Annotated in this window: 1 protein-coding gene and 1 pseudogene; one reads left to right on the top strand and one right to left on the bottom strand. The window is 40.9% G+C overall.

Annotation, left to right across the window (positions count from 1 at the left end; genetic code table 11):
• Positions 1-155 (bottom strand): annotated as a pseudogene (locus R7R24_RS25335) (lipoprotein); the annotation flags it as partial.
• Positions 156-425: 270 nt separating this feature from the next.
• Here R7R24_RS25335 and R7R24_RS25330 point away from each other — a divergent pair.
• Positions 426-935 carry a flavodoxin gene (locus tag R7R24_RS25330; protein ID WP_318119859.1) on the top strand — a complete coding sequence of 170 codons (510 nt, stop codon included), beginning with the start codon at positions 426-428 and terminating at the stop codon, positions 933-935.
• The last annotated feature ends 1 nt before the right edge of the window (position 936 follow it).

The raw sequence follows: 936 nt of genomic DNA, 5'->3' as shown, positions 1-936 counted from the left end.
ACATGACAAGTAACGCCTGGAACTTCAGGGTCTACGAGCGTATTCAGTTTTATGTCTTTCATAGTAAACATACCCAAAGACACATCACCAACCTCATCGTTGCCACAGCCAGCAAGAATGGTAACCAAACCTAAAGCAAGCAAACGTTTTTTCATTATTCCGTCCTTAATTAGAAAAATATATAGATTCAATCTATCAGACGTTGGCATCTAAAACAAAATTTGGCGCAACCTCAGGACTTTAGCTAGGTTTGTTAAGGGCTTCATGCTAATGTACCGATTCAAAGCGAGTTCATGCTTAAGAGTCGAGTCAATGCGGTATAGAAAACCCTGTTAGGTTTTCGAAATATTGGCGTGATGGCTCATATACAGCCCTCGTTTTTGACTCGCTACTACTCTGTAGCCTGAGATATTTAAGGTACTCAAATGAATGAACAGCAGTTAGCCAGCATCGAACGCAAAAATGCGTGGCTGCACGATCTCGTCGAAGTTGAATTTCCCACTCCTGAAAGCTTGAAAGGTCGCGAAACCTATTTCCAAGCAACAAATGCTCAAGAATACCAAATCGTCGCTAAAGACTCTTTGTTGGAAGGCGAAGCGAATTTGCAGGCTGATGACATTTTCCTCGTGGATTTTCATCGACTGACTATTATGTTTTCGATTCTTCAGTCTCAACGTTGGGAAGAACAGTATGACCAAGAGATGATAGTTGAATACCTTACCCAAATTATCTTAACGCCGGATTTTGAGTTGTACGTTGGTTTTAAAGATGGCAACCCGGTGGGTGCAGCCATTGCGAGTAGCTATGAAGGTAACACGCTGATTTCTGACGTGGCCGTTTCTCACTCTTTAGATAAACAACAGTTTTCAGCGGATATTGCGAAAAGACTTAATAGTGATCACAAATTATGTGACACAATTATAATAGAAAGTTGAT

It is taken from the genome of Vibrio sp. 704, from assembly GCF_033339295.1.
This window is presented reverse-complemented; position numbering and strand designations above follow the sequence as displayed.